This is a genomic window from Brevibacterium sp. CS2 (genome assembly GCF_005280295.1).
Classification (GTDB): Bacteria; Actinomycetota; Actinomycetes; order Actinomycetales; family Brevibacteriaceae; genus Brevibacterium; species Brevibacterium pityocampae.
In genome coordinates this window covers 2,397,695-2,423,585 of the sequence record NZ_CP040020.1, presented here as the reverse complement: position 1 = coordinate 2,423,585, position 25,891 = coordinate 2,397,695, and the positions used below count along the sequence as shown (strand labels likewise).

At 69.0% G+C, this 25,891-nt stretch carries 23 protein-coding genes; 12 read left to right on the top strand and 11 right to left on the bottom strand.

Annotated elements, in window-relative coordinates; all coding sequences use genetic code 11:
- Positions 1-14: 14 nt before the first annotated feature.
- Positions 15-1,376, top strand: a complete 1,362-nt coding sequence (locus FDF13_RS15645) for a ParA family protein (RefSeq protein WP_137319657.1) — start codon at positions 15-17, stop codon at positions 1,374-1,376.
- Positions 1,377-1,466: 90 nt separating this feature from the next.
- Here FDF13_RS15645 and FDF13_RS10915 read toward each other — a convergent pair whose 3' ends face one another.
- Together FDF13_RS10915 and FDF13_RS10910 are read right to left on the bottom strand one after the other, a co-directional pair.
- Positions 1,467-2,042 (bottom strand): MerR family transcriptional regulator, encoded by a 576-nt coding sequence (locus FDF13_RS10915; protein ID WP_137319656.1) that lies wholly within the window; start codon positions 2,040-2,042, stop codon positions 1,467-1,469.
- A 272-nt stretch (positions 2,043-2,314) separates the two neighbouring features.
- The gene (locus FDF13_RS10910; protein ID WP_137320475.1) at positions 2,315-3,115 is read right to left on the bottom strand and encodes a 1-acyl-sn-glycerol-3-phosphate acyltransferase; all 801 of its coding nucleotides are present in this window, start codon (positions 3,113-3,115) and stop codon (positions 2,315-2,317) included.
- A gap of 196 nt (positions 3,116-3,311) precedes the next feature.
- Here FDF13_RS10910 and FDF13_RS10905 point away from each other — a divergent pair, with 196 nt between their 5' ends.
- Both FDF13_RS10905 and FDF13_RS10900 read left to right on the top strand, forming a co-directional pair.
- Positions 3,312-4,124, top strand: a complete 813-nt coding sequence (locus FDF13_RS10905; protein ID WP_137319655.1) for a carboxylesterase — start codon at positions 3,312-3,314, stop codon at positions 4,122-4,124.
- Positions 4,121-4,543, top strand: coding sequence for a hypothetical protein (locus tag FDF13_RS10900; RefSeq protein ID WP_137319654.1), 423 nt, complete (start codon positions 4,121-4,123; stop codon positions 4,541-4,543). The genes FDF13_RS10905 and FDF13_RS10900 overlap by 4 nt, the downstream gene beginning before the upstream one ends.
- On the opposite strand, the gene FDF13_RS10895 is transcribed toward FDF13_RS10900, so the two are convergent.
- Positions 4,544-4,843, bottom strand: a complete 300-nt coding sequence (locus FDF13_RS10895; RefSeq protein WP_137319653.1) for a hypothetical protein — start codon at positions 4,841-4,843, stop codon at positions 4,544-4,546. It abuts the gene before it with no gap.
- A gap of 153 nt (positions 4,844-4,996) precedes the next feature.
- Here FDF13_RS10895 and FDF13_RS10890 point away from each other — a divergent pair, with 153 nt between their 5' ends.
- A complete protein-coding gene (locus FDF13_RS10890; RefSeq protein WP_137319652.1) occupies positions 4,997-6,733 on the top strand; it encodes a DEDD exonuclease domain-containing protein in 1,737 nt (578 codons plus the stop codon).
- On the opposite strand, the gene trpD is transcribed toward FDF13_RS10890, so the two are convergent.
- Positions 6,698-7,798, bottom strand: coding sequence for an anthranilate phosphoribosyltransferase (trpD, locus tag FDF13_RS10885; protein WP_137319651.1), 1,101 nt, complete (start codon positions 7,796-7,798; stop codon positions 6,698-6,700). The genes FDF13_RS10890 and trpD overlap by 36 nt on opposite strands.
- A gap of 362 nt (positions 7,799-8,160) precedes the next feature.
- Between trpD and FDF13_RS10880 the strand changes: the two genes are divergently transcribed.
- Genes FDF13_RS10880 through FDF13_RS10865 form a run of 4 tightly spaced genes read left to right on the top strand, consistent with a single transcriptional unit; the run spans position 8,161 to position 12,267 of the window.
- Positions 8,161-8,697 carry a heme-copper oxidase subunit III gene (locus FDF13_RS10880; RefSeq protein ID WP_254668977.1) on the top strand — a complete coding sequence of 179 codons (537 nt, stop codon included), beginning with the start codon at positions 8,161-8,163 and terminating at the stop codon, positions 8,695-8,697.
- 51 nt (positions 8,698-8,748) lie between these two features.
- The gene (locus FDF13_RS10875; RefSeq protein ID WP_137319649.1) at positions 8,749-9,534 is read left to right on the top strand and encodes a c-type cytochrome; all 786 of its coding nucleotides are present in this window, start codon (positions 8,749-8,751) and stop codon (positions 9,532-9,534) included.
- A 43-nt stretch (positions 9,535-9,577) separates the two neighbouring features.
- Positions 9,578-10,627 (top strand): ubiquinol-cytochrome c reductase iron-sulfur subunit, encoded by a 1,050-nt coding sequence (locus FDF13_RS10870; protein ID WP_137319648.1) that lies wholly within the window; start codon positions 9,578-9,580, stop codon positions 10,625-10,627.
- Positions 10,624-12,267, top strand: coding sequence for a ubiquinol-cytochrome c reductase cytochrome b subunit (locus FDF13_RS10865; RefSeq protein WP_137319647.1), 1,644 nt, complete (start codon positions 10,624-10,626; stop codon positions 12,265-12,267). Before FDF13_RS10870 ends, FDF13_RS10865 begins: the two co-directional genes overlap by 4 nt.
- Positions 12,268-13,241: 974 nt before the next feature.
- Here the strand turns inward: FDF13_RS10865 and FDF13_RS10860 are convergent.
- The 6 genes from FDF13_RS10860 to FDF13_RS10835 form a co-directional block, all read right to left on the bottom strand.
- Positions 13,242-13,643 carry a cytochrome c oxidase subunit 4 gene (locus FDF13_RS10860; RefSeq protein ID WP_137319646.1) on the bottom strand — a complete coding sequence of 134 codons (402 nt, stop codon included), beginning with the start codon at positions 13,641-13,643 and terminating at the stop codon, positions 13,242-13,244.
- The gene (ctaD, locus tag FDF13_RS10855; RefSeq protein ID WP_137319645.1) at positions 13,640-15,346 is read right to left on the bottom strand and encodes a cytochrome c oxidase subunit I; all 1,707 of its coding nucleotides are present in this window, start codon (positions 15,344-15,346) and stop codon (positions 13,640-13,642) included. Before ctaD ends, FDF13_RS10860 begins: the two co-directional genes overlap by 4 nt.
- Positions 15,343-16,161, bottom strand: a complete 819-nt coding sequence (gene coxB, locus FDF13_RS10850) for a cytochrome c oxidase subunit II (RefSeq protein ID WP_247619073.1) — start codon at positions 16,159-16,161, stop codon at positions 15,343-15,345. Before coxB ends, ctaD begins: the two co-directional genes overlap by 4 nt.
- A gap of 244 nt (positions 16,162-16,405) precedes the next feature.
- Positions 16,406-17,038, bottom strand: a complete 633-nt coding sequence (aat, locus tag FDF13_RS10845; protein ID WP_217494856.1) for a leucyl/phenylalanyl-tRNA--protein transferase — start codon at positions 17,036-17,038, stop codon at positions 16,406-16,408.
- A gap of 61 nt (positions 17,039-17,099) precedes the next feature.
- Positions 17,100-17,450 (bottom strand): iron-sulfur cluster assembly accessory protein, encoded by a 351-nt coding sequence (locus FDF13_RS10840; protein ID WP_175406957.1) that lies wholly within the window; start codon positions 17,448-17,450, stop codon positions 17,100-17,102.
- A gap of 67 nt (positions 17,451-17,517) precedes the next feature.
- Positions 17,518-18,921 (bottom strand): dipeptidase, encoded by a 1,404-nt coding sequence (locus FDF13_RS10835; RefSeq protein ID WP_137319641.1) that lies wholly within the window; start codon positions 18,919-18,921, stop codon positions 17,518-17,520.
- Between the two features lie 21 nt (positions 18,922-18,942).
- Between FDF13_RS10835 and FDF13_RS10830 the strand changes: the two genes are divergently transcribed.
- Positions 18,943-19,602, top strand: a complete 660-nt coding sequence (locus FDF13_RS10830) for a DUF3043 domain-containing protein (protein WP_247619071.1) — start codon at positions 18,943-18,945, stop codon at positions 19,600-19,602.
- Here FDF13_RS10830 and FDF13_RS10825 read toward each other — a convergent pair.
- Positions 19,577-20,665, bottom strand: a complete 1,089-nt coding sequence (locus FDF13_RS10825) for a quinone-dependent dihydroorotate dehydrogenase (protein ID WP_137319640.1) — start codon at positions 20,663-20,665, stop codon at positions 19,577-19,579. The two genes, FDF13_RS10830 and FDF13_RS10825, sit on opposite strands and share 26 nt — an antisense overlap.
- A 121-nt stretch (positions 20,666-20,786) precedes the next feature.
- Here FDF13_RS10825 and FDF13_RS10820 point away from each other — a divergent pair, with 121 nt between their 5' ends.
- The 3 genes from FDF13_RS10820 (at position 20,787) to sucB (ending at position 25,891) form a co-directional block, all read left to right on the top strand.
- Positions 20,787-22,301 carry a leucyl aminopeptidase gene (locus FDF13_RS10820; RefSeq protein ID WP_137319639.1) on the top strand — a complete coding sequence of 505 codons (1,515 nt, stop codon included), beginning with the start codon at positions 20,787-20,789 and terminating at the stop codon, positions 22,299-22,301.
- A 194-nt stretch (positions 22,302-22,495) separates the two neighbouring features.
- Positions 22,496-23,887 (top strand): dihydrolipoyl dehydrogenase, encoded by a 1,392-nt coding sequence (gene lpdA, locus FDF13_RS10815; RefSeq protein ID WP_137319638.1) that lies wholly within the window; start codon positions 22,496-22,498, stop codon positions 23,885-23,887.
- 21 nt (positions 23,888-23,908) lie between these two features.
- Entirely contained in the window at positions 23,909-25,891 is a 1,983-nt protein-coding gene (gene sucB / locus FDF13_RS10810) for a 2-oxoglutarate dehydrogenase, E2 component, dihydrolipoamide succinyltransferase (RefSeq protein WP_137319637.1), read from the top strand.

The window sequence follows — 25,891 nt, the reverse complement described above, 5'->3', positions numbered from 1 at the left end:
GCTAACGTTGGACTGTGCTCGTCCTCAGTGTCTCCAGTCTCAAGGGCGGGGTCGGAAAGACCTCCGTCACCCTCGGCCTGGCCTCGGCCGCCTACAGCCGGGGCATCCCGACGTTGGTCGTCGACGTCGATCCGCAGGCCGACGCCTCCACGGGCCTCGACGTCCCGGTGACCACCGAGGTCGACATCGCCGACGTCCTCGCCGCACCGAAGTCGCGGATCCTCGACCGCGCGGTCGTGCCGAGCGGCTGGGTGGGCGACCGCCCCGGCCACATCGATGTCATCCCCGGCTCCCCGCGTGCCGCCGAGTTCGACCGGCCCTCGCTCACGGACCGGTACCTGCGCCGTCTCAAGGACGCGATCGCCAAGGTGTCGAGCGGCTACCGGCTCGTCCTCATCGACTGCCCGCCCTCCCTCAACGGACTCACCCGCGCCGCCTGGACGGCGAGCGACCGCGTCCTCATCGTCACCGAGCCGGGCCTGTTCTCCGTCGCCGCAGCCGACCGCGCGCTGCGCGCCACCGAGGAGCTCCGCCGCCGCAACGCGCAGAGCCTGCAGCCGCTCGGCATCGTCGTCAACCGGGTTCGACCGAACTCACGTGAGCACGCCTACCGCTTCACCGAGCTCAAGGAGATGTTCGGCCCGCTCGTCATCACTCCCCCGCTCCCGGAGCGCACCGTGCTCCAGCAGGCCCAGGGCTCGGCGCGGCCCATCCACTCGTGGCCGGGCCGTCCGGCAGCGGAGCTCGCCTCCGCCTTCGACCGGATCCTCGACCGCGCGCTCCGCAGCGAGAAGATGCGCCGGCCCGGCGCCCCGCAGGGCGGGGCCGGGGACGCTGCCACTGGCGACTCCGCGCAGAACGGGCCGTCGCAGGAGAGCCCCGCGAAGGACGATGCCGCGCCGGGATCCGTCGACGCCGCAGGCGTCGCGGAGCAGACGGACGATGCGGCGGCCTCGAAGCCCTCAGCATCCACGACTCCCCCGGAACCCGGGACCGAGAAGGATGGCTCCTCGGCGGCCGACGGGAAGAAGGTCTCCACAGCGACCGAGAGGGACGACGACTCCCCCGCGACCGAACAGGACGCTGCCGGCGAACCCGGGACCGCATCCGCACCGGGGTCCGCATCCGCCACCGCCGGCGAGTCCCCGGCCGGAGTCGACGCGGCGTCTCCCCCGCGCTCCGCAGCCGGTGCTCCGCAGAGCTCGGCCCGGGGTAGCGGGAGCCGGGCGGCCGGCGAGCCGAAGAAGCCCGCCGATCCCCCATCGAGCGCCGCGCGTCCGACCTCCGGCGGCACCGGTGAGCGCCAGGCCGGCGAGCACGAGGAGAGCTTCGAGTCCCGCCGCGCCCGCCGCGCGCGGGAGAAGAAGCGGTTCTGACGCTGCACCGCCGGGCATGATGAAGGGCCGTGATGATGATCATCACGGCCCTTCATCGTCAGCGGGTCCTGCTGCTGGGGCTCTCCTGCCTCAGCTGGACTTGCGTGCGGCGCGCCGGGCGGCGAGCTCGTCGACGATCTCGACCTCGTCCTCAGGACGTTCGCTCGGGAGTTCGCACAGGGTGCCCTCGACCTCGCGCCAGACCCGGCCCACGGCGATGCCGAACACGCCCTGGCCGCCCTGCACGAGGTCGATGACCTGGTCGGCGGAGGTGCATTCGAAGACGCTCGAGCCGTCGCTCATGAGCGTGATCTGCGAGAGGTCGTCGACGCCCCGCTCACGCAGGTGGCCGACGGCCACCCGGATCTGGTTGAGGGACACACCGGTGTCGAGGAGGCGCTTGACGATCTTGAGCACGAGGATGTCGCGGAAGCTGTAGAGGCGCTGCGAGCCGGAGCCGGTCGCGGTGCGGATGCTCGGGACCACCAGATCCGTCCGTGCCCAGTAGTCGAGCTGACGGTAGGTGATGTCGACGACGCGGCAGACGGTGGGACCGCGGTAGCCGGCCTCCTCGTCGAGCACAGGCAGATCGTCGTCGAACAGCAGACCCTGCGCGGCCGGCGGCACTGCTGTGGAACGGGCCTGTTCCTGACTTGAGCGGTTCACACCGACTCCTCCTTCATGTCCCTGGGGGAAGCAGGGCCTGCGAGCACCGGATCGGTTGTCTCCAGTGATTCTACCGCACCGGGCGCTCGCGGACCCAGGGAAAGTTACACCCTTGAACTTATGCGCTGGTGCGGGCGCGGACAACGAAGCACGGGATAACGATTCGGCGTGTCGCCGTTACCGGAGTAATCGAACGCCGAGCGACCGGAATCTCTCCGCGGTGACGGCCGGTGCGCCCGCACCGGGGAGCGACCAGCATCGGCGGGTCGCCGTCACCGCGGAGCAGCCGTCGCAGGCGCCCCACCGGCGGCCTCGCCGCCGACGGATCCGCTCCCGGCGGCGTTCCCGGCGGCGTTCCCGGAGGTCTCCTCGGTCCGGTTCGTCGGCTTGGTCGAGGTCAGCAGCTTCGTCTTCACCGATGAGGCATAGGTGTCGACGTACTCCTGCCCGGACAGGCGCAGGATCTCGTACATGATCTCGTCGGTCACCGAGCGCAGCAGGAACCGGTCACCCTGCATGCCGGCGTACTCGCTGAAGTCGAGCGGCTTGCCGAACACGATCCCCACCCGACGCAGGCGCGGGATGGTCCGTCCCTCGGGCTGCACCTTGTCGGTGCCGATGAGCGCGACGGGCACCACGGGCACGCCGGCCTCCATGACGAGGCGCGCGATCCCGGTCCGCCCGCGGTACAGCCGCCCGTCGGGGCTGCGGGTGCCCTCGGGGTAGATCCCCAGGAGGTCCCCGCGGCGGAGCACCCTGAGCCCGGCGTCGAGCGAGGCCTCCGAGGCCGAGCCCCCGGACCGGTCGATCGGCAACTGGTTGGTGAGCTTGAAGAACCACCGGGTCACCGTGCCCTTGATCCCGCGGCCGACGAAGTAGTCGTTCTTCGCGAGGTAGACGACCGGCCGGGGAACCGCCAGCGGCACGAAGATCGAGTCGATGAAGGACAGGTGGTTGCCCGCGATGATCGCACCGCCGGTCTCCGGGATGTTCTCCAGCCCGCGCACCCACGGCCGGAACAGGGCACGCGCGACCGGCCCGACGACGATGGTCTTGAGCAGCCAGTAGAACACGGTGTCCCTTTCCACACGGGCGGTCGAACGGTCCGAGACTACTACACGGAGGCGTCCTCGGATCCGCTGCGATCGGCACCGCGCCCACCGCACCCACCGCACACTCGCCGCCTCTGGGCTGTGCGTCACCGACGCCCTTCCAGTGAGGAAGCACGGGCTCTCTGCGGCTGCGGCGCGGTGTGGCATTCTGGAACGCATGACGGCACCTCCCGGAAGCACGATCGCAGCCGAGCGCCCGGCCTCCGCGCTGACCTTTGACGCCCCGTCCGAGGTCGGCGTGCTGCTGCTCCACGGCATCACCGGCTCCCCCGCCGCCTGGCGGCCGATCGCCGAGCAGCTCATCGCCGACGGCACCGCGGTGCGTGTTCCGCTGCTGCCGGGACACGGCACCGTCTGGCAGGATCTCAACGCTGCCACCTGGGCCGACTGGCGCACTGCGGCGGCGCGCGAGCTCGCCGACCTCCGCGGGCGCCACTCCGCAGTCGTCGTGGCGGGCCTCTCGATGGGCGGGGCACTCGCCCTCGAACTCGCCGCAGCCGCTCCGGCAGGCGACCGGGAGGGCGCGCTCGGTGAGATCTTCGGCCTCGTCCTCGTCAATCCTGCCCTGCGGGTCGATTCCCCGCTGCGGACCGCGCTCCCCCTCCTTCAGCACCTCGTGCCGAGCGTCGCGGCGATCGGCAACGACATCGAGCTGCCCGACCAGGACGAGGTCGCCTACCCGCGCACCCCGCTGCGCGCCATCGCTTCGATGCAGCGCGGCCAGCGCTCACTGCTGCAGCGCCTGTGGCGGATCACCGTGCCCACGGTCATCTGCCAGTCGGGCACCGACAACGTCGTGGGACCGTGGTCGGCGCGACAGCTGCGCGCCCGGCTCGCCGGGCCGGTGCGCACGGTCTCCCTGCGCCGCAGTCGCCACGTCGCCACACTCGACTACGACGCGTCCCTCGTCCTCACCGAGATCCGCCGCATGCGCGACGCCGCCGCGGACTCCCCGAGGTCTCGGCCATGACCGGCTCCGGCGGCCTCCCGGGATCCTCCGGTGACCCGGATCGCGAACGCCTGCCCGACGCCGAGCGCATCCCGGATGCGGACTGGGAGTCCATGGTGTCCGGGATCGAGGCGCAGTCGGGCTTCGTCCCGGAGATGTCCACCGACGAGATCCGCGAGCGGCTCGAGGAGGACGAGGACTGGGTCCCACCGGCCCCGGAGCGGATCGGCTGGCGCAGTGCGCCCCCGCTCTTCGTGCTCTCCGTCGTCGGGCTCGTCGGCGGGGTCGGCGCTCTCCTCGTCATGGCGATCTTCTTCCGGCCCGTGCCGGGCATCGCGGTGCTCGTGCTCCTCGGCATCAGCATGGCCTCGGGCCTCATGCTCTTCCTCAACCTGCCGGCCGAGCACCGCAGCGATCCCGGCGGCGGGGCGCAGGTCTGATCAGCCGACCCGGCGGATCGCCGGAGCGAAGGGCACGTAGTCGGCCTCCCGGTCGTCCTCCCCCGGCGCCACGACCTGCGGCACGAGGCCGCAGTCGCCGAGCACCGCGAGCGCCTCGACCTCGAGACGATCGAGGTGATCCGGACTCTCGAGGATCCAGTCGGGGCGCACGGCGGGCAGTCGGTCCATCGGATCCGGACCGGAGTGGACGGCGGCGACCAGGCAGTCGGGGTCCGGGCACACGACCGCGCCCGTGCGCTCGTCCGTGCCGTGGCCGGGATCGGTGCATTCGATGATCATGAGGTCCTCCTCGATCGGTGCGCCGCGGCTGCGACGCACGGTGTCAGGTGCACGTTCCAGACCCTAGACGGAGGTGCGGACACGGCCCCGCCGGCGGCCGCCCTGCCCGCATCCCCGACCCCCGTGTCCGTCCCGCGTGGCAGGATGTCAGCCATGTCCATCCACCGCGCCCCGAGGGCTTTCGACCGGGACGAGCGGCCGCGCTCCGGGCAGCTCGACCTCAGCGATCTCGGCACCCCGCTGGAAGAGGTGACCTTCGTCGTCGTCGACCTCGAGACGACCGGCTCGACCGACATCACCGAGATCGGCGCGGTCAAGCTCCGCAGCGGCGAGGTGCTCGGCGAGTTCTCCACCCTGGTCCGGCCGCGCACGAGCACGATCTCCCCGTTCGTCGAACGACTGACCGGGATCACCAACGGCATGGTCGCCGGCGCCCCGGAACTCGATTCGGTGCTCCCCGCGTTCCTCGAGTTCGCGCGGGGATCCGTCCTCGTCGCCCACAACGCAGGCTTCGACATCGGCTACCTCAAGGCCGCCTGCAGCTCGCTCGACTACGCCTGGCCGGACCCGCCCGTGCTCGACACCGTCAAGCTCGCCCGCCAGGTCGTGCCCCGCGGAGAGGTCGTCAACCACAAGCTCGGCACACTCGCCGCGCATTTCGGCACCGCGGTGGCCCCGGACCACCGGGCACTGGCGGATGCGCGGGCGACCGGGGAGATCCTCCACCGGCTGTTCGACCGCTTCGGCACCTTCGGCATCACCACCCTCGAAGACCTCCAGCGCCTCAAGCCGGCCGGATGGCAGAAGCGCCGCACCAAGGCCCACCTCGCCACGGGGGTCCCGGAAGGACCCGGTGTGTACATGTTCCTCGACGGCTCCCGGCGGGTGCTCTACATCGGGGTGAGCCGGAACATGCGGGCCCGCGTGCGCAACTACTTCACGGCCGGGGAGACCCGCGGTCGCATGGCGGAGATGATCACCGCCGCCCAGGAGGTCAGCACGGTCCCCTGCGACACGCACCTCGAGGCGGAGGTCAGGGAGGTCAGGCTCATCGGCGAGCTCGCCCCGCCCTACAACCGACGGTCCAAGCATCCGGAACGCCGCACCTGGCTCCGGCTCACCGACGAGGAGTTCCCGCGCCTCTCGGTCGTGCGGACAGCACCGGCCTCGGCGGACGACGCCGCGCGCCGGCTCGGGCCGTTCCGGACCCACCGCCGCGCCCAGGAGGCCAAGCGCGCCCTGGACCGCCTCTTCCCGCTCAAGCAGTGCACGCAGAAGCCGCACCACGCCGCCTTCGCCCCGTGCGCCTCCGGGGAGCTCGGTCGCTGCGGCGGACCGTGCGCCGGGAACTGGGACGCCGAGGCCTACCGGGCCGGCATCACCGGCGTCCACGATCTCCTCGTCGGCGACCCGGCGGAGTTCGTCCGGCGCTGCCGGGAGCGCATGGCCGCCCTCACCGCGGGCGAGCGCTTCGAGACCGCCGCCGAGGTGCGCGACGCGATGACCGGGCTGCTCTCCTCGCTCGCCGCCCAGGAGCGGCAGGCCGGGCTCGCTGCGATCGAGGAGTGCGTCGCCGCCGTGCCGACGCCGGGGGGCGGCTGGGACCTCGCCCTCGTCCGCTGGGGCCGGCTCGCCGGGAGCGCCCGCGTGCCGGGGGGCGTCAATCCCTATCCGGCGATCGAGTCGCTGCGGCTCACCGCCGAGCACGTCGAGCAGCCGTCCGTGGATGCGCCGGCGGCGCTCGCCCAGGAGACCGCGCTGATCCATCGGCGGCTGGCCGACGGGAGCACGCGGCTGGTGCGCACCACCGGCGGCTGGAGCGAGCCGCTCACCGGCTTCGGGCGCGTCCTCGGGTCATTCGGTCCGCTCGGCGGCACCCCAGCGGTGTGACGCCTCGATCAGCTCACCGAGCTTGCGGCGGGCGGCCCCGGAATCGAGCGCCTCGGCGGCGATCCCGGACTTCGCGGCGAGCCGATCGGTCAGAGCACCCTCGGCCTCCCGATCGGCTGCGACGAGCGCGGCCGCCGCATTGAGGATGACGACATCGCGCACCGGGGACCGCTCGCCCTCAAGCACCCGGGTCATCACCCAGGCGTTGAACTCCGGGTCACCGCCACGCAGATCGTCCTTGGAGACCCGCGGGAGGTCGAGGGCGGTCGCGTCGAAGGTCGAATGGACGACCGAGCCGTCACGGACCTCCCAGACGTCGTTGACCGCGGTGGTGCTGAGCTCGTCGAGGCCGTCGCCGGACCGGAACACGAGCGCCGTGTCGCCGCGTCGGGCGAGCACCCCGGCGACGAGCGGTGCCATCGCGGGATCGGCGACACCGATCGCGGTGGCACGGGTGCGGGCCGGATTGGTGAGGGGGCCCAGGATGTTGAAGGCCGAGGGCACCTTGATGGCCTTCCGCACCGGGGCGATGAATCGCATCGCCGGGTGGTAGACGTTCGCGAAGCAGAACGCCATCCCCACCTCGCGGGCGAGCCCGACGGTCTGCGCGGGCGTGAGGTCGAGGGTGAGTCCGAGCGCCTCGAGGACGTCGGCGGACCCCGAGGCCGAGGACGTGGCCCGGTTGCCGTGCTTGACGAGACGCTGCCCGGAGGCGGCGATGATGAACGAGGCGGTCGAGGAGATGTTCACCGTCTTCGCCCGGTCGCCGCCGGTGCCGACGATGTCGACGGCGTCGGAGAGCCCGTCGAGCGTCACCGCATGAGCCATCATCGCTTCGACGAGACCGCTGATCTCCTCGACCGTCTCCCCTTTCCCGTGGTGGGCCACCAGGAAAGCGGCCATGGTGACGTCGGGGACGTTGCCGGACATGATCTCGTCCATCGCCCACGCCGCGGTCCCGGCGTCGAGATCCTGCCGCGACATGAGGGCGACGAGCAGGTCGGGCCAGTTGCGCACATCCGAGACGACGGCAGACGCGTTCGCGGGTCGGGACTGTGCGCTCATTCGGGGGACCTCTCTCTGGGCTGCGGTGTTCGATGGGACTCCGGGTCTCACCCCGGGAAGGGGACGGCTCCATCATGCTACGCCGCCCGTGCCGGCGCGTCCGCGGTCCGATCGGCGGAACCGACACGCGAGGGAGCGTGTTCCCGCACGTCACACGGATCCGCGAGTTCTCGGGCTTTCCGCTACACGCCGTAGAAAATGTCCCCGGCGAACCTGAGCAAAAGGTGAATTTATTCTTGGGACTGGGTAATAATGGGGGCGTGTCCACTGCCACTGCATCTCAAACAGCGCCGGTTCATCCAGTCGTCAACAGGCCGAACACGACAACCGTAGGGTTCATCGTGTGGCTGTCGAGCGAGCTGATGTTCTTCGCCGCGCTCTTCGCCATGTACTTCACGATCCGTTCGGTCGTCCCGGAAATGTGGGCCGAGGAAACGCAGAAGCTCGCGTTCTGGTTCGCCCTCGGCAACACCTCGATCCTGGTGCTGTCGTCGGTGACCTGCCAGCTCGGCGTGTTCAAGGCCGAGCACTTCCAGCCGCGCCGCACCGGCGGTCTGCTCAACGTCGGCCGCTGGGGCCTCGTCGAGTGGTACTACGCCTCCTTCTTCCTCGGCTCGATCTTCATCGGCGGCCAGGTCTACGAGTACGCCACCCTCGTCTCCGAGGGCGTTGCGATCAACTCGAACGCCTACGGCTCGGTCTTCTACCTCACCACCGGGTTCCACGGCCTCCACGTGCTCGGCGGCCTGATCGCGTTCCTGCTGGTCATCGGCCGCACCTACGCCGCCAGGCGGTTCGGTCACCGGGAAGCCGTGTTCGCGATCTGCGTGTCGTACTACTGGCACTTCGTCGACGTCGTGTGGGTCGGCCTCTTCGCCGTGATCTACATCCTCCAGTGATCGCGGTCTGAGACCCGCCCTGCCAGACTCCAGCAAGAAAAGGACAAATCTGTGAAGCTTCTAGCCGCACGACGCCGGCACCCGATGGCCCTCGTGGTCCTGCTGCTCGTCGGTCTGTTGATGACCGGCGGCGCCTACGCAGTGTTCACCACGAACAGCACCGCGTCCGCCGAGGAGTACACGGCTCAGGACGTGGAGGAGGGCGAGAAGCTCTTCGTCACCAACTGCGCGACCTGCCACGGGATGAACGCCGAGGGCACCGAGAACGGGCCCGGCCTCGTCGGAGTCGGCGCGGCAGCCGTGGACTTCCAGGTCGGTACCGGCCGCATGCCGCTGCAGATGAGCGGCCCGCAGGCACAGGTCAAGACTCCGCAGTTCAGCGAGGAGCAGATCTCGCAGATGTCGGCGTACGTCGCCTCGCTCGGCCCCGGACCGGCAGTTCCGGAGGACGAGTACCTCGACGCCTCGCAGGGCGACCCCGCCGCAGGCGGCGGACTCTTCCGCACCAACTGCGCGATGTGCCACAACGTCGTCGGCTCGGGCGGCGCCCTGACCCGCGGCAAGTATGCCCCGAACCTCTCCGAGGTCTCCGAGAAGCACCTCTACGAGGCCATGCAGACCGGTCCGCAGAACATGCCGATCTTCAACGATGCCAACCTCACCCCCGAGCAGAAGCGCGACGTCATCGCCTACGTCCGCGAGGTCTCGGAGCAGCCGTCCGCCGGTGGAGCCAAGCTCGGTTCGCTCGGCCCGGTCGCCGAGGGCCTGTTCATCTGGTTCTTCGGTCTCGCTGCAGTCATCGGCATTACCGTATGGCTCTCGGCGCGGTCCAAGTGACCACCACGTTCTCATCCGTATCGAGTAAAGGACGAGGAAGCGAATGACCTCGAAACAGCACACTGCCGAGCACGGCAGCCAGCTCGAGCAGGTGAACGGGTTCACCAATCCTGGTATTCCCGAGCACAAGCCCCGAGTCACCGACAGCAGCCCCGCTGCTGAGCGCATGGCCGAACGGCAGATCGCGGGATGGTTCATCCTCTCGATGATCGGAACCCTGTGGTTCATCGTGTCGTACTTCCTCTTCCCGATCGAGGACGGCTCGATGGGGTCGATCCGACTGCAGAACGCGATGCTCGGGCTCGGCGCGACGCTCGCGCTGTTCTCCATCGGAGTCGGCATCGTCCTGTGGGCCAAGACCCTCATCACCGACGTCGAGGTCGTCGAGTCCCGTCACGACATCGCCGGGTCCGAGGAGGACCAGGCGATCGCGCTCGAGATCATCAACCAGGCCAAGGAGGAGTCGGGCATCGCCCGTCGCCCGCTGCTGCGCAACACCCTCATCGCAGCCGTCGCGATCGCTCCCCTGCCGGCGCTGCTCGTGTTCCGCGATCTCGGTCCGCTCCCGGGCGACTCGCTCTTCAAGACCCTCTGGGGTCCCGGCGTGCGCCTCGTCCAGGACCCGGGCATGGTGCCCCACGAGGACCGCTACATCCGTGCCGAGGACGTCACCATCGGCTCCGCGTTCCACGTGATCCCGGAGAAGATGTACGAGTCCGAGCACCCGCTCAACGAGAAGGCCAAGGCCGCCGTGCTCCTCATGCGGATCGATCCGCAGGAGCTCAACACGGATCCGGCGAAGGAGGACTGGGGTGTCGACGGCATCGTCGCCTACTCCAAGATCTGCACCCACGTCGGCTGCCCGGTCGCCCTCTACGAGCACCAGACCCACCACCTCCTGTGCCCGTGCCACCAGTCGACCTTCGACGTGACCAACCACTGCGCGGTCATCTTCGGCCCGGCCAAGCGTCCGCTTCCGCAGCTTCCCATCGCCGTCGATGACGAGGGCTACCTGGTCGCCCAGCGCGACTTCGTGGATCCCGTCGGCCCGACGTTCTGGGAGATCAACACCAGGGAGACCTCCGAGCAATGAGCACAGCACCCGCGACGACCGCTGTCGGAAAAGCGGCACAGTTCACCGAGAGCCGCGTAGGCGCCTCGAAGATGGTGAAGGAGTTCGGTCGCAAGATCTTCCCTTCCCACTGGTCCTTCATGCTCGGTGAGGTGGCCCTCTACACCTTCATCATCCTCATCCTCACGGGCACCTTCCTCACGTTCTGGTTCAAGCCGGCGATGGGCGAGCTCCACTACGAGGGTCCGTACATCCCGCTCAAGGGCGTCGAGATGTCCGAGGCTTACGCCTCGACGCTGGCGATCTCCTTCGAGATCCGCGGCGGCCTGTTCATCCGCCAGATGCACCACTGGGCGGCTCTGCTGTTCATGGCCGCGGTGAGCATCCACGCGCTGCGCATCTTCTTCACCGGTGCGTTCCGCCGCCCGCGCGAGATCAACTGGCTCATCGGCATCGCTCTCATCGCGCTCGGCATGGGTGCCGGCTTCACCGGCTACTCGCTGCCCGACGACCTGCTCTCCGGCAACGGCCTGCGGATCATCGACGGCCTGCTCAAGGGCATCCCGCTCGTCGGCACCTATGTGTCGTTCTTCCTGTTCGGCGGCGAGTTCCCCGGCATCGACATCGTGTCGCGCCTCTACTCGCTCCACATCATGATCGTCCCGGCGCTGCTCATCGCTGCCATCGGCGTCCACCTGATGTTCGTCGTCATCCACAAGCACACGCAGTGGCCGGGCGCCGGGCACACCGAGAAGAACGTCGTCGGCGAGCCGGTGCTCCCGACCTTCGCGGCCAAGGGCGGCGGGTTCTTCTTCATGATCTTCGGCCTGCTGGCGCTGATCTCCGGCTTCTTCACCATCAACCCGGTGTGGAACTACGGGCCGTACGATCCCTCCCCCGTCTCCGCCGGCACGCAGCCGGACTGGTACATCGGCTGGATGGACGGCTTCCTCCGCATCATCCCGGGCTGGACCGAGTTCTACATCTTCGGATGGCCGATCAGCTTCAACATCTTCTCCGCGCTGCTCATCGCCGCGCTGCTGTTCGGTGCGATGGCCGCCTGGCCGTTCGTCGAGGCGTGGGTCACCAAGGACCACCGCGAGCACCACATCCTCGACCGCCCGCGCAACAACCCCACGCGCACCGCCTTCGGCATGGCGGCGGTCGTCTGGTACGCCGTGATGTGGGCAGCTGCCTCCGGTGACCTCATGGCGGTGTTCTTCCACATGTCGCTCAACGACATGATCTACATCTTCCGCTTCCTGTTCTTCGCCGGCCCGATCATCGCGTACATCGTGACGAAGCGGATCTGCCTCGGACTGCAGCGGAAGGACCGCGAGATCATCCTGCACGGCTACGAGAGCGGCGAGATCATCCGCCTGCCCCACGGCGAGTACCAGGAGCGCCACAAGGTGCACACCGATCACGAGGTGTGGGCGCTGAGCTCCTTCGAGTCCCCCGAGTACGTCCCCGCCGAGCCGGACCCCGATGGGAAGATCTCGAAGTGGGAGCGTCGCCGAGCAGCGATCTCGAAGTTCTTCTACGAGGATCGCGTCGCCCCGGTGACCAAGGACGAGCTCGATGCCGCTCACCACGATCATGGTGACCACGGCGTCGACGCCGGATCGCACTCCGGTGGAGAGCTCCCGCGCGGACACTGAGCGGAGATCCGCTCGCACGAGGCCGAGGGCCGGACTGTCACCGACAGTCCGGCCCTCGGCCGTTCACCCGGTCCTGCGAACGGCTGCTCGCCGGACTGCTCGTCCGATCACATGCAGGCCCCCAGTCCCCTCCCCCGAGGCTCCGTCCGAGCGGACGAGGCGTCCGGCACGTCACGGCTGGCCTTCGCGCTCGACCGTCAATCGCAGCCCATCACTCGCCGACTCCGGCTCACTGAGTTCAGCGCTGGTTCGCCCTCGTCTCACACCCCAGAGAGATCGCAACGGAAACTGCTGCCGCAGTCGCAGACTGCGCATTCCACGAGTCCACGACCGCCACAGCAGTCTGCGTTGTTGCAGACACGTATCGAAGTCGGCCGCGGTGCTGGGTTTCTGAGCGAGAGCAGGGGGGTTCGGCGCCGCCTCGGACAGCGCCGCCGCGACTGCAGCGATCCGGGCCTCATGAGGTTCGCCGCTGCGGATAGTCGGTGGTCGTGGCGTAGCCCCCACGCCAGATCGAGCATCCGTTGGAGTCCGATGCAGTGCGGTCTCGGAGGAACGAACCGATCGTCGGGGAGTTGCTGGACACCATCGCTTCCTGGAGCGCAGTGAAGCTGTACTCCTCGGGAACGGGGCACCGGCGGTCGCAGGATCGCCGATTTCAGCTGGTCGTGCTGATACCTTCGCCGCACCCTTCACCGCTGCGCACGTGTACCGCCTGGGCCTTCTTCCTGGCCGCAGCAGTGTTCGCCTGAACCCGTCGAACTCTCCTGCACGCCCGATCACCGCAGTTCGTCGCCCGTGCGCCCAGAGGATCGAGTATCCTACCGCGGATCACGCACTCGCTCGGTTCCAATTCCCCCGGAACAAGCAATCACGGGAGGCGCCCCCGGGTCGCCTGAAGGCACACGCAGAGAAGCGGGGCCGGGACATGAGTCCCGGCCCCGCCTCAGCGTGCCTGCGCTATGCGCCTGCGCTCAGTGCGCGTGGTTGCCGCGATCGTATTCGTAGACGAGTCCGACGAGTCCGACCAGGGCGATGAGTCCTCCGAACGGAACGATCCACCATCCGACGGCCACGCCGACGAAGCAGATCCCGGCACCGGTGGCGACGGTGATCGGCCACCAGCTCCACGGGCTGTAGAAGCCGTACTCATAGGCTTCATCGGAGATCTCGCCGTCGAGGTCGTCGGCGGCGATCCGTCCGATGCTCCTGTCGTGGAGGAAGAGGTACCCGCCGATCATCAGGGACATGAGCCCGACGAGGAGGATCGCCGGGAATCCGACGAGCTCCTGGAAGTCGGTGAGGAACCCGTAGATGAAGGCGATCGGGAGGAAGAACAGGATGCCCGAGCTGAAGATGATGGCTGATGTCTTCACTTCTTCGTCCTCTCCACCACTGCGTACGCGTCACGATCGTAGCCGGCCAGCTCGAGCAGCTCCGGGTGGTTCGCGTCGAACGCAGGGCGCTCGGAGCGGATCCGGGGCAGCGAGGTGAAGTTGTGGCGCGGCGGCGGGCACGAGGTCGCCCACTCGAGGGAGGAGCCGTAGCCCCACGGGTCGTTCACCGTGACCTTCGGTGCCCTGCGGGCGGTGACCCAGACGTTCCAGAAGAACGGGATCATCGACAGACCCAGGATCAGCGAACCCACGGTGGAGATCTGGTTCATCCACGTCCAGCCGTCCTGCGGCAGGAAATCCGCGTACCGGCGCGGCATGCCATCGGCACCCATCCAGTGCTGGATGAGGAACGTCATGTGGAAGCCGATGAACAGCAGCCAGAAGTGGATCTTGCCGAGCGACTCGTTGAGCATCCGCCCCGTCCACTTCGGCCACCAGAAGTAGAACCCGGCGAACATCGCGAACACGACCGTGCCGAAGATGACGTAGTGGAAGTGGGCGACGACGAAGTACGAATCGGACACCTGCTGATCGAGGACCGGGCTGGCGAGGATGACCCCGGTCAGCCCGCCGAACACGAACGACACGAGGAACCCGAGGGACCAGAGCATCGGAGTCTCGAAGGTCAGGGAACCGCGCCACATCGTGCCGATCCAGTTGTAGATCTTCACACCCGTCGGCACCGCGATGAGCATCGTCATGAACGCGAAGAACGGGAGGAGGACCGCACCGGTGACGTACATGTGGTGGGCCCACACGGTGACGGACAGCGCGGCGATCGCGATCGTCGCGTAGACGAGGCCCTTGTATCCGAAGATCGGCTTGCGGCTGAAGGCCGGGAAGATCTCCGACACGATGCCGAAGAACGGCAGTGCGATGACGTACACCTCGGGGTGGCCGAAGAACCAGAACAGGTGCTGCCAGAGGATCGGCCCACCGTTCTCCGGGCTGAACACGTGGGCACCGAGGATGCGGTCCGCACCGAGCGCGAGCAGCGCGGCGGCCAGCGGCGGGAAGGCCATCATCACGAGGATGCCGGTGATGAGGACGTTCCAGGTGAAGATCGGCATCCGGAACATCGTCATGCCCGGCGCACGCATGGTGATGATCGTGGTGATGAAGTTCACCGAGCCGAGGATCGTGCCGAAGCCCTGGAACGCCAGGCCCATGACCCACAGGTGTCCGCCGACCCCCGGAGTGAAGGTCGTGTTCGACAGCGGGGCGTAGGCGGTCCAGCCGAACGAGGCAGAACCCTGCGGGGTGAGGAAGCCGGCGAGCGCGATGAGGCTGCCGAACAGGAAGAGCCAGAACGCGAAGGCGTTGAGACGCGGGAACGCGACGTCCGGCGCGCCGATCTGCAGCGGCATGATGACATTGGCGAACCCGGAGAACAGCGGGGTCGCGAACATCAGCAGCATGATCGTGCCGTGCATGGTGAACAGCTGGTTGTACTGCTCCTTCGTCTCGATGATCTGCATCCCGGGCTCGAACAGCTCGAGCCGGATGAGCAGCGCCATGACGCCGCCGATGCAGAAGAAGATGAAGGAGGCGATCAGGTACATGTACCCGATGGTCTTGTGGTCGGTGGAGGTGATCCAGTCGACGACGATCCGACCCTTGCTCCTGGGGAGCGGATCCCGGGTCACCGCGGTCGTGGACCGGTTCTCAGCGACGGCTGTCATTGTTCAGCCCCCTCTTCCTGCTCATAGGGATTCTGGTACCACTCGGTGCGGTCGTAATCCGGGCCGAGGATGCCGGTGTTGCCCTGCTCGCGCAGGCTGTCCGTGTATTCGATGAACTCGTTCTCCGGAACGACCTCGACGTTGAAGAGCATCTCTGCGTGGAACTCACCGCAGAGCTCGGCGCACTTGCCCACGTAGGTGCCCTCCTTGAGGGGACGAAGGTGGATCGACGACTCGCGTCCCGGGATCATGTCGCGCTTCTCGAGGAAGGCGGGGACCCAGAAGGAGTGGATGACGTCGCGCGAGCGCATGACGAGTTCGATGTCGGTGTCGGCCGGCAGGTAGAGCGTCGGTGCGTCGTAGCCCGGCTGCTCGGTGCCGTCGAGGTTGACCTGGACGCCGGCGTAGTGGACGTCCTCGGTCACATAGTTGAAGTCCCAGGCCCACTGCTTGCCGACGACCTCGATGACCTGCTCTCCCGGCGTCTCGTCGTCGATGGTCTTCTCGAGGGCGCTGACGTTGTGGAAGAAGAAGCCCACGACGAGGATGATCGGGATGACCGTGTAGAGGATCTCGATCGGCATGTTGTAGGCCAGCTGCACTGGCAGGCCCCGGTCCGACTTCTTGCGCCGGAAGGCGATGACGCACCAGAGGATGAGTCCCCAGGTGACGAGGCCGACGAGCAGGGCGGCGATCCAGCCGCCGTTCCACAGCGCGGTGTAGGCGTCCGTGTGGGAGGTCGCTCCCTTGGACTCCACCGGGAAGAACCCGACCTCCCAGACCTCGCGGGAGCACCCGGCGAGGAGGGCTGTCATGGCAACTGCGCCGACGGCCACGAGCCGTCTGGGCCAGATCCGTCGCTTGCCGCGCACTGGCTGATTCGGAGAATCCACGTGCAGCCTTTCACAACTTCCGTCGATGACCGTCCGCCCTGGTGGGCCCGCCCGCGCGCACTCCTGCGCGCCGTGCTGGCCGCCGCCGGCGGGGCGGATCACCGAATTCTGATTCTGTCTCCACATACCTTACCGCTACGCACGGTAGAAAATCACACTCAACTGCTCAATCGGTGAGAAAAGCCTGCGAATGATTCCGCTCGAGCGCGCTTCGCAGGGCGGACAGGTACTCGAAGGCGCTGATCTCCGACACGCCGAGGCGCGCGAGGTGCGGAGTCCGCCATTGCGTGTCGATGAGCCAGGGGGCGGGATCGTCTGCGCCGTCGAGGATCCCGACGAGGTGCGCGAGTGCCGCCTTCGAGGCGTCGGTGCGGGTGTGGAACATCGATTCCCCGGCGAACACTCCCCCGAGTGCGACCCCGTAGAGGCCGCCGACGAGCTCTTCGTCGGCCCGGACCTCGACCGAATGCGCATACCCCGCCCGGTGGAGCACGAGGTAGAGCTCGATGAACTCCTCGGTGATCCAGGCCCCGGGCCGGGCCGGGTCGGCGCACGCCCGTACGACCGCGGCGAAATCCGTGTCGACCGTCACGGAGAACCTTCGCATGGACCGCCGCAGGCTGGTGGAGACGTGCAGCTCACCGGGCCGCAGCACGCCACGGCGGCGCGGTGCCCACCAGCCGATCGGCCCGGAGCCGCCCTCCCCCAGCCCCATGGGGAACAGTCCGGCTCGATACGCAGAGAGGACCTGGGTGATGCTGCGCAGCTCGCCGACGGCGCGCAGATCACCCAGGTCCATGTCGTCTCCGGACTCCGGCGGAGGCGGTTCGCGGTGCGGATCGGGATCCGCCGCCGCGGCCTCAGTGGAAGGAGTCACCGCAGGCGCACGAACCGCCCGCATTCGGGTTGTCGATCGTGAAGCCCTGCTTCTCGATGGTGTCCGAGAAGTCGATGGTCGAGCCGTTCAGATACGGCACGCTCATCCGGTCGACGATGACTTCGACGCCGCCGAAGTTCCGCACGGCATCGCCGTCGAGGAACCGCTCGTCGAAGTAGAGCTGGTAGATCAGGCCCGAGCAGCCGCCCGGCTGCACCGCCACCCGGAGCCGGAGATCGTCCCGGCCCTCCTGCTGGAGGAGGCTGCGGACCTTGTCCGCGGCCGCGGTGGAGAGATCGATCTCGTGCACCGGGGCTTCGTTCGTGACTGTCATCGGGGACTCCTTCGCAGACATGTGGTTCGGACACAGGCTACATGAACGAACGCCCGTCCCGGGTGCATTATTCCGCCGACTCCGCGCCGTGTGCGAGGCGGTCGAGCAGCAGCGCCTCGGACACGATCGCGGAGGCGAAGTCGGGCAGATAGAGCGATTCGTTCGCGCTGTGCGCCCGGGCGTCGGGATCCTCCACCCCGGTGACGAGGATCGAGGCCGCCGGGAACACCGCGGTGAGATCGGCGATGAAGGGGATCGAGCCCCCGAGCCCCATGCGCACGCACTCGACACCGAAGCCATTGCTGAGCGCCTGCTGGGCGAGCGCGGTGACCGGGTCGTCCGCATCGGCCTGCCACGGGCTGCCGCTCTCCTCGGGGCCGAACTCGATCTGCGCGCCGAACGGGACCGCCTCGGCCAGGTGCTGCTTGACCGCGGCGAGTGCCGATTCCGGCGAGTCGCCCGGCGCGAGCCGGATCGAGAGCTTGGCCCGGAGCGAGGCCTGCAGGGTGTTCGAGGAGTCGTCGACGTGCGGGTTGTCGAGACCGATCACGGTGATCGACGGCTGCGCCCACAGGCGGGAGGCCAGCGAGCCGGAGCCGATGAGCGCAATGTCCGGCAGCACCCCCGAATCGCGGCGCAGCTCCCCCTCCTCATACTCGACGTCGGCGGTCTCCCGCCGCACGAGGCCGGGCACTGCGACCGCTCCGGCGTCGTCGTGGAGCGTGGCGAGCAGCCGGGTCATGGCGAGCATCGCATCCGGCACGAGGCCGCCGTACATCCCGGAGTGGACGGCGTGATCCAGGGTGCGCACGGTGAACTCGAGTGCGGCCATCCCCCGCAGGCTCGAGGTCAGCGCGGGGACGCCGGCCGCCCAGTTTCCGGAGTCGGCGACGACGATGACGTCCCCGGTGAGCCGTTCCCGGTAGCGCTCGAGGAAATCCCGGAAGCTCGGCGAGCCGGCCTCCTCCTCGCCCTCGACGAACAGCGTCACGCCCACCCCGAGCCGCTCGCCCAGGAGTTCGAGCGCGGTGAGGTGGACCATGATCCCGGCCTTGTCGTCGGCGGCGCCCCGGCCGAACAGCCGGTCCCCCACCCGGGTCGCGGTGAATGGCGGGGTGTCCCACAGCGATTCGTCACCGGTGGGCTGGACGTCGTGGTGGGCGTAGAGCACGACCGTGGGCCGACCGGGGGGCGCCGGGATCGAGGCGACGACCGCAGGGTAGCCCGGGGTGCCGTCGGGGGTATGCGCGGTGAGGATGTCGACGCGGTCGAACCCGGCGGCCCGCGCGAGATCGGCCACCGCCTCGGCACTGGCGCGAACCGGAGCGGGGTCCAGCGTCGGCCAGGCGATCGACGGGATCGCGACGAGCGAGCCGAGCGAGTCGAGCACGCGGGGCATGATCGCCTCGAGCTCGGTGCGGAGGGCGGCGGCGGTGAGGGGTGCGGTGGATGCTGGATTCGAATCGGTCATGCGTCCGATACTATTGAATGCGTGTTTGGACGGAACAAGAACCCCGAGACCCCGAGTGCGAGCGGCTCCTCCGCCGCCGACCCTGCGACGACGCCCGACGGCGGGGCCGGCTCGCCTGCACCCGGGCACCCCGAGGCACCCGCGGCGGTGAATCCGGCAGAGGCGAAGAAGAACCGTCCGACCCCCAAGCGGAGCGCGCAGCAGGCCGCCCGCAAGCAGCCGCTCGTGCCGCAGGACCGCAAGGTGGCCAACCGGCGCGCCCGCGACGAGATGCGCAAGCAGCGCGACCAGGCGCGGATCGGCGTCATGCAGGGGGACGAGAAGTACCTCACCGCGCGTGACCGCGGACCGCAGCGCCGCTACGTCCGCGATTTCGTCGACGCGCGCTGGTCGATCAGCGAGTTCTTCATCCCGCTCGCGCTCATCGTGCTCGTCGTCGGCATGTTCGGCGGCCCGGACTTCCAAGTCATCGCGAACATCATCGTCTACGGCATCCTCGCGCTCGTCATCCTCGACAGCGTGGTCCTCAACTACCGCGTCAAGGCCCGGATGGCCGACAAGTTCGGCGGCCGCGACCGGCTCGAGAAGGGCCTGACGTTCTACCTCGTCATGCGCTCGATCCAGATGCGCCCGCTGCGCATCCCGAAGCCGCAGGTCAAGCGCGGCGAGTTCCCCGCCTGATCGCGCGCAGCAGGCGGCCGGGCCAGAACGGCCCGCCGTAGATCATCCCCGAGTACACCTGCACGAGGTCGGCGCCGGCGGCGAGCCGCGCCCGCACATCGCGGGCGTCGGACACCCCGCCCACGGAGATCACCGCGAGCCGGTCGCCGACGTGCGCCTTGACGAGACGGAGCACGTCGAAGGCCCTGCCGGCGAGCGGCCGGCCCGAGATCCCGCCGGCCTCGGCGAGGGCGAATCTCCGGTCCGACCCGTCGAGCACCGTCCGGTCGATCGTCGTGTTCGTCGTGATGAGCCCGTCCACCCCGGTGCGCAGGGCGAGCTCGGCCACCGCGATGACATCGGCGTCGGCGAGATCGGGAGCGATCTTGACGAGCAGCGGCACGTGGCCCAGGCGCGAACGGGGCGCCGGCACGGCGGACGCGGCGGCCTCCTGGACGGCACGGATGATCGGCTCGAGGGCGGCGGTGGACTGGAGGTCGCGCAGCCCCGGTGTGTTCGGCGAGCTCACATTGATGACCAGGTAGTCCGCGAACGGGGCGAGGATGCGCGCGGACTCGCGGTAGTCCTCGGCCGCCCGCACGGCGTCGACGACCTTGGTCTTGCCGAGGTTGACGCCGATGATCGGCTGCCTTCCCAGGGGCATCCGCGCGACCCGGGTGCGGGCGGTGCGGAGGTTGAAGGACGCGGCGCGCGCACCGTCGTTGTTGAAACCCATCCGATTGAGGATCGCGTCGTGGTCGAGGAGCCGGAACAGACGGGGTCGCGCGTTACCCGGCTGGCTGTGCGCGGTGATCGTCCCGACCTCGATGTGCCCGAAGCCCAGCAGTGCGAGCGCACGGACGCCGGCGGCGTTCTTGTCGAACCCGGCCGCCAGCCCGACCCGATTGGGGAAGGGCAGGCCCAGCACCTCGGCGGGATCGCCGGTGCCGGCGCTGAACAGGGCGCCGAGTGCGGCGCGCACACCGGGGACCCGGTCGAGCGCCCGCAGGCCGCCGAAGCTGATCCGATGAGCGCGCTCGGCGTCCATCGGCACGAACACGGTGCGCAGTATCAATCGGTACACGCCTCCATCCTAACGGCGGGCGACCGGGCCCGGCGCGCCTCGCGCCCCGGCGCTCACCGCGATGCCAGGACGACGGACTACGATCGGTGAGCAGGACAGCAGCCCCGACGAAAGGACCTCCATGACCTCCCCCACGATCGACATCACCGCTGACGGCACCGCCCCGGCGAAGGCCCGGGCGGACGTGCTCGTCCTCGGCATGCGGTCCCAGGACGGCACCGCCGCCCTCCCGGCCGGCATCGATCTGCCCAAGGGTGCGCAGTCGGAGCTCGGCGCGGCGGCCGCCGCGGTCGGCTTCTCCGGCGCGGTCGACTCGCACGCGCGCATCCCGGCCCCCAAGGGCGTCGCCGCCCGCTCCGTGCTGCTCGTCGGCCTCGGTGAGTTCGATGAGCTCGACATCGTCGGCGAGGCAGGCGCCGACGAGGCGCATGAAGTCCTCCGCCGGGCGGCCGGCACCGCGGTGCGGGCGCTGTCGAAGGGCGAGTCCGTCGCCCTCGCCCTGCCCGCGGACACCGCTTCCGCCGCCGAGGCGATCGCCACCGGTGCCGGGCTCGGCGCCTACCAGTACACCGAGTACCGCAGCACTCCGGAGGCCAAGCGCCGCCCGACGGCGATCTCCGTGCTCACGACCGACAAGGACGGCTCGCACGGCGTAACCCGGGCCGCTGCGGTGGTCGCCGCGACGAACCGGGCCCGCGATCTCGTCAACCAGCCCCCGCTCGACCTCTATCCGGAGACCTTCGCGGACACCGTCACCGCGCAGGCGAAGGGACGCAAGGTCAAGGTCACCGTGCTCGACCCCGCGCAGCTCGCCGCGCAGGGCTACGGCGGGCTCACCGGCGTGGGCCAGGGCTCGCCGCGCGGCCCCCGCCTCGTCAAGCTCGAGTACAGCCCCCGCAAGGCCGCCCGTCATCTGGCTCTCGTCGGCAAAGGCATCACCTTCGACTCCGGCGGGCTGTCGCTCAAGCCGGCGGCCTCGATGGAGGACATGAAGTCCGACATGGCCGGTGCCGCGGCCGCGGCCCAGGCGCTGTTCGCGATCGCGGACCTCGGCCTGCCGGTGCGCGCCACCGCCTGGCTCGCGCTCGCCGAGAACATGCCCAGCGGTGAGGCCCAGCGCCCCAGTGACGTGATCCGGATCTACGGCGGGAAGACCGTGGAGGTGACGAACACCGACGCCGAGGGGCGCCTCGTCCTCGCCGATGCACTCGTCGCCGCCCAGGAGGAGGATCCCGACCTCGTCATCGACATCGCCACGCTCACCGGCGCGCAGATCGTCGCTCTCGGCACCCGGGTGTCCGGCGTCATGGGCACCAACGGCGCGCGCAACCGGGTGGTGCTCGCCGCCGGCGCGACCGGGGAGCAGATGTGGCCGATGCCCTTCCCCGAGGAGATCCGCCGCCAGTTCGATTCCACGGTCGCCGATCTCAAGAACTCCGGCAAGCGCCACGGCGGCATGCTCGCCGCCGGCATCTTCCTCGCGGAGTTCGTCGCCCCCGGTGTGCAGTGGGCGCACCTCGACATCGCCGGACCGTCTTACAACACGGAATCCCCGTGGGGCTACACCCCGGCAGGCGGCACCGGGGTCCCGGTCCGCACCCTCATCGAGGTCGCCGCGCAGCTCTCCGGACGCTGAGCACCGGCCCGGCCCCGCGCGTGCACCCGAGTCCGGCTCGCCCTCTGGCGGGCGGGCCTCCGGGCTTCGGGCGTGAGGCGGCTTACAGCAATTCCGGCACCTCTCATCACGACATTTCCGTCGATTAGTGGAAAGATGAGTGGAAACGTGCCGTCACCCTCGGCACACCCCTTCAGTACTGCGAGGAGCGATCCGTGAGCGATCCGGACAACACGTACGATCTCGTCGTCCTCGGCGGTGGCACCGGAGGATACGCCGCCGCCCTGCGCGCCGCCCAACTCGACATGAAGGTCGCGCTCATCGAGCGCGACAAGCTCGGCGGCACGTGCCTGCACCGGGGCTGCGTCCCCACGAAGGCCCTCCTCCACGCGGCCGAGGTCGCCGACTCCGCGCGCGAGGCCGGCGGCTTCGGCATCGAGGTCGAGTTCCAGGGTATCGACATGCCCAAGGTCCTCGACTTCAAGCAGGGCATCATCGACCGGAACTACAAGGGCCTGCAGGGCCTCGTCAAGGCCCGCGGCATCGACTACATCGCCGGCGAGGGCAAGCTCGTCTCCGAGGACACCGTCGAGGTCACCAACGACGAGGGGACCATGGAGGTCACCGGCACCCACATGGTGCTCGCCACCGGGTCGACCTCGAAGACCATCGGCATCGACATCCGTGATCGCGTGATGACGAGCGAGCAGGCGCTGACGTACGACGAGGTGCCGGAATCGGCCGTCGTGCTCGGCGGCGGCGTGATCGGCGTCGAGTTCGCCAGCGTCTGGGCCTCGTTCGGCTCGCAGGTGACCATCGTCGAAGGCCTGCCCCACCTCGTCGCGAACGAGGACGAGTCGATCTCCAAGGCCCTGGAGAAGGCGTTCAAGAAGCGCAAGATCGGCTTCCAGGTGGGCGTGAAGTTCGACAGCGTCGAGCAGGACGACTCCGGGGTCCACGTGAAGCTCGAGGACGGCTCCGTCATCGACGCCCAGGTGCTCCTCGTCGCCGTCGGCCGCGGTCCGGTGACCGAGGGATTCGGTTTCGAGGACCAGGGCATCACGCTCGATCGCGGATTCGTCATCGTCGATGAGCGCCAGCGCACCGGGGTCGGGAACATCTACGCCGTGGGCGACATCGTGCCCGGGTTGCAGCTGGCCCACCGCTCTTTCGCGCAGGGCATCTTCGTCGCCGAGGAGATCGCCGGGCTGTCCCCGGCCCCGATCATCGAGTCCGGGATCCCGCGGGTGACCTACAGCGAGCCGGAGATCTTCTCCGTCGGCCTGACCGAGAAGAAGGCCGCCGAGGAGTACGGCGAGGACAGCATCGAGAAGGTCGAGTACCCGCTCGGTGGCAACGCCAAGTCGGCGATCCTCAAGACCAACGGGTTCATCAAGGTCGTGCGCGAGAAGGACGGCCCGGTGCTCGGCATCCACGGCATCGGCGCGCGCCTGAGCGAGCAGGCCGGCGAGGCGCAGCTCATCGTCAACTGGGAGGCGTTCCCCGAAGAGGTCGCCCAACTCATCCACGCGCACCCCACGCAGAACGAAGCGATCGGCGAAGCGCACCTGGCGCTCGCCGGCAAACCTCTTCACTTCCACAACTGATCCCGAGGGAGACACACCATTATGTCCAACTCCGTGCAGATGCCGGCTCTCGGCGAGTCGGTCACCGAAGGCACCGTCACCCGCTGGCTCAAGGAAGTCGGTGACGAGATCGAGGTCGACGAACCCCTGCTCGAGGTGTCGACCGACAAGGTCGACACCGAGATCCCCAGCCCCTACGCGGGCGTGCTCGAGAAGATCCTCGCCGACGAGGACGACGTCGTCGAGGTCGGCGGTGACCTCGCGGTCATCGGCGACGGCTCCGACGACTCCGGCTCCGACGACGACTCCGCCGACGCGGACGAGTCCGAGGATTCCGCCGATGCCGAGGCGGATTCCGATGCTGAAGATTCCTCCGACGACGCCCCGGCCGACGACGAGTCCGCAGCCGACGAGGATGAGGACGACGCCGTTGACGAGGACGACGACTCTGCTGATGACTCAGCGGACGAGGATTCCGCCCCGAAGTCGGATTCGTCCGGCTCCGGCGAGGCCACCGAGGTCACCATGCCGGCGCTCGGCGAGTCGGTGACCGAGGGCACCGTCACCCGCTGGCTCAAGGAGGTCGGCGACGAGATCGAGGTCGACGAGCCGCTGCTCGAGGTCTCCACCGACAAGGTCGACACCGAGGTCCCCTCGCCTGTCGCCGGCGTCGTGCAGAAGCTCCTCGCCGAGGAGGACGACACCGTCGAGGTCGGCGAGCCGCTCGCGCTCATCGGCTCCGGAGCTCCCACCGAGGACAGCTCGGATGGCGAGTCCGGCGCGGACGACACCGCCGACGACTCTTCGGACGACTCCTCCGACGACGAGGTCGCCGATGCCGAGGACCAGGCCGACGCCGAACCCGAGGACAAGGCGGACGAGGCCGCGGAGACCGACGCCGAGGGCGAGAAGGCCGCGGAGAAGGTCGATGCGGAGACCGATGTGGACCCCGAGCCGGACACGGATTCCGGGCAGGAGTCCACGAAGTCCGGGCCCGCCGAGAAGTCCGCGGAATCCGCTCCTGCGGAGAAGTCCGCGGCCGGCGCCGGGCGCGACATCTCCGCCACGGTGAGCGCCGAGAACGCCGCCTACGTCACCCCGCTGGTCCGCAAGCTCGCGAAGGCCAAGGGCGTGGACCTGTCGACGGTGTCCGGCACCGGTGTGGGAGGCCGGATCCGCAAGCAGGACGTGCTCTCCGCGGCGCAGAACGCCGCGGCCTCGCAGGCGGCGGCCCCCGTCGCCGGCGGTGCGGGCGAGCAGCGCGAGGCGTACACGCACGAGATCCCGGAGGAGGCGCAGAAGCTCCGCGGCACCACCGAGAAGGCCTCGCGCATCCGCCAGACGATCGCGTCGCGCATGCACGAGTCCGTGCAGACGACCGCGCAGCTCACACAGGTCATCGAGGTCGACATGACCCGGGTGGCCAAGCTGCGGGCCGCGCACAAGGACGCCTTCGCGCAGAAGCACGGGGTGAAGCTCAGCTTCCTGCCGTTCTTCGCCAAGGCGATCGTCGAGGCTCTGCAGGTCCACCCGAAGGTCAACGCGGTGTACGACGTCGAGGCCAAGGAGATCACGTACTTCGATCACGAGAACCTCGCGGTCGCCGTCGACACCGAGCGCGGTCTGCTCGTCCCGGTGATCAAGGACGCCGGCGAGCTCAGCATCGCCGGCCTCGCGAAGGCCGTCGACGACCTCGCCGCACGGACCCGTGAGAAGAAGATCGGGCCCGATGAGCTCACCGGCGGCACCTTCACGGTGACGAACATCGGCAGCGTCGGAGCGCTCTTCGACACCCCGATCATCAACACCCCGCAGGTCGGGATCATCGGCACCGGTGTCATCACCAAGCGTCCGGTCGTCGTCAAGACGGCCGATGGGGAGGACAGCATCGCGATCCGCGACATGGTCTACCTGCCGCTGACCTACAACCACCAGCTCGTCGACGGTGCGGATGCGGGACGCTTCCTGCAGACCATCAAGGCGCGCCTGGAGGACGGCAACTTCGAGGCGGACCTCGACCTCTGA

Excerpts from the sequence above, each read along its gene's own strand:
- FDF13_RS10905 (WP_137319655.1), top strand. The coding sequence starts at position 3,312 with ATGACGGCACCTCCCGGAAGCACGATCGCAGCCGAGCGCCCGGCCTCC.
- FDF13_RS10900 (WP_137319654.1), top strand. The coding sequence starts at position 4,121 with ATGACCGGCTCCGGCGGCCTCCCGGGATCCTCCGGTGACCCGGATCGC.
- FDF13_RS10895 (WP_137319653.1), bottom strand. The coding sequence starts at position 4,843 with ATGATCATCGAATGCACCGATCCCGGCCACGGCACGGACGAGCGCACG.
- FDF13_RS10890 (WP_137319652.1), top strand. The coding sequence starts at position 4,997 with ATGTCCATCCACCGCGCCCCGAGGGCTTTCGACCGGGACGAGCGGCCG.
- trpD (WP_137319651.1), bottom strand. The coding sequence starts at position 7,798 with ATGAGCGCACAGTCCCGACCCGCGAACGCGTCTGCCGTCGTCTCGGAT.
- FDF13_RS10880 (WP_254668977.1), top strand. The coding sequence starts at position 8,161 with ATGTTCTTCGCCGCGCTCTTCGCCATGTACTTCACGATCCGTTCGGTC.
- FDF13_RS10870 (WP_137319648.1), top strand. The coding sequence starts at position 9,578 with ATGACCTCGAAACAGCACACTGCCGAGCACGGCAGCCAGCTCGAGCAG.
- FDF13_RS10865 (WP_137319647.1), top strand. The coding sequence starts at position 10,624 with ATGAGCACAGCACCCGCGACGACCGCTGTCGGAAAAGCGGCACAGTTC.
- ctaD (WP_137319645.1), bottom strand. The coding sequence starts at position 15,346 with ATGACAGCCGTCGCTGAGAACCGGTCCACGACCGCGGTGACCCGGGAT.
- coxB (WP_247619073.1), bottom strand. The coding sequence starts at position 16,161 with ATGACAGCCCTCCTCGCCGGGTGCTCCCGCGAGGTCTGGGAGGTCGGG.
- aat (WP_217494856.1), bottom strand. The coding sequence starts at position 17,038 with ATGGACCTGGGTGATCTGCGCGCCGTCGGCGAGCTGCGCAGCATCACC.
- FDF13_RS10840 (WP_175406957.1), bottom strand. The coding sequence starts at position 17,450 with ATGACAGTCACGAACGAAGCCCCGGTGCACGAGATCGATCTCTCCACC.
- FDF13_RS10835 (WP_137319641.1), bottom strand. The coding sequence starts at position 18,921 with ATGACCGATTCGAATCCAGCATCCACCGCACCCCTCACCGCCGCCGCC.
- FDF13_RS10820 (WP_137319639.1), top strand. The coding sequence starts at position 20,787 with ATGACCTCCCCCACGATCGACATCACCGCTGACGGCACCGCCCCGGCG.
- sucB (WP_137319637.1), top strand. The coding sequence starts at position 23,909 with ATGTCCAACTCCGTGCAGATGCCGGCTCTCGGCGAGTCGGTCACCGAA.